Here is a 1,680-nt window from a genome sequence, read left to right on the forward strand (position 1 = left end):
CCCCCGCCCGCCCGCGCCCGGCCAACGAGCCCGGCTGGGCCGGCCAGCAAGGTGTGGCCGGTGGCGCCGCGGTTGCCGCCAGGGCCCAGGCCGTGCCATGAGCCCCTGCGCGGGACGCGCATCCACCCCCGGCGCGGGGCGCGCATCCAACCCCCGCGCAGGGCGCGCATCCGGCCCCGGCGCGGGGCGCGTGTTCAGGTCCGGCGCGGGATACCCTCCCGGCCCAGGCCGGGGCCGCTGAGGCCCCCGCCGCCGCACGCCGAACTCACCTCCAGGCGCGGGCTGCCCCCGGCGGCGCGCTGAGCAGTTGGAATGACCAGAGCCAGAAAGCCCGCCGGCCCGCGCGCCACCCTCGAGCCCATCGCCATCGTCGGCGCCGCCTGCCGCCTGCCCGGCGCGCCCGATCTCGAACGGTTCTGGACGCTGCTGGCCAGCGGCGGCGACGCGGTCTCCACCCTGCCGGAGGAGCGCTTCACCCAGGCCGCCTTCCACCACCCGCGCAAGGGCGAGCCCGGCCGCTCCTACAGCTTCGCCGCCGCGCATCTGGGCGACATCACCGGCTTCGACGCGCCGGCCTTCGGCCTCTCCCCGCGCGAGGCCGCCGAGATGGACCCGCAGCAGCGCCTGCTGCTGGAGGTCGCGGCCGAGGCGGTCGAGGATGCCGGCTGGCCGGCCAGCCGCCTGGCGGGGCGCAATATCGGCGTCTGGGTCGGCGGCTCCTCGACCGACCATGCCGAGCTGCGGCTGGGCGATTCCGCCGGCACCGACCGCTACTTCATGACCGGCAACACGCTGTCGATCCTGGCCAACCGGCTGACCAACGTGTTCGACCTGCGCGGTCCCGGCCAGACGGTGGACACCGCCTGCTCCTCCTCGCTGGTGGCGCTCGCCGCCGCCATCGCCGCGCTGCGCGCCGGGCAGGTGGAGGCGGCCCTGGTCGGCGGCGTGCAGCTGCTGCTCTCCCCCTTCGCCTTCGCCGGCTTCTCGCGCGCCGGCATGCTCTCGGCGCGCGGCCGCTGCCAGGCCTTCGACGCCGCGGCGGACGGCTATGTGCGCGGCGAGGGCGCCGGCGTCGTGCTGCTGAAGCCGCTGTCCCAGGCGCAGGCGGAGGGCGACGCCATCCGCGGCGTCATCCTGGCCTGCGGCACCAACGCCGCCGGCCGCACCATCGGCCTGTCCCTGCCGAACCGCGAGGCGCAGGCGGCGCTGCTCGGCCGTGTCATGGCGGAAGCCGGGGTGACGCGCGAGCGGCTGGCCTATTTCGAGGCGCATGGCACCGGCACCCAGGCCGGCGACCCGGCCGAGACCTGGGCGATCGGCACGGCGCTGGCCCAGGGGCGCGCGGCGCCGCTGCCGGTGGGCTCGGTGAAGACCAATATCGGCCATCTGGAGCCCGCCTCCGGCATGGCCGGGCTGTTCAAGGCGATGCTGGTGCTGGAGCGCGGCGCCCTGCCGCCCAACCTGCATTTCAACAGCCCCAACCCGAACATCGACTTCGCCGGGCTGAACATCCGCGTGCCCACGGCGCTGGAGACGCTGGACCTGGCCCCGGACGCGGTGGCCGGCGTCAACAGCTTCGGCTTCGGCGGCACCAATGCCAGCGTGCTGCTGGGCCGCGCGCCCGCCGCCACCGCGCCGGCGCCCAAGGCGGTGCGCAACAGCGCGCCGCCGCTGCTGCTC

General features: G+C 76.4%; 1 protein-coding gene. It reads left to right on the plus strand.

Annotated elements, in window-relative coordinates:
• Nucleotides 1-312: 312 nt before the first annotated feature.
• Nucleotides 313-1,680: beta-ketoacyl [acyl carrier protein] synthase domain-containing protein (locus HMPREF0731_RS25510; RefSeq protein WP_007004710.1), on the plus strand; the 1,368-nt coding region annotated here is incomplete at its 3' end.

The organism is Pseudoroseomonas cervicalis ATCC 49957 (assembly GCF_000164635.1).
GTDB classification, from domain to species: domain Bacteria; phylum Pseudomonadota; class Alphaproteobacteria; order Acetobacterales; family Acetobacteraceae; genus Pseudoroseomonas; species Pseudoroseomonas cervicalis.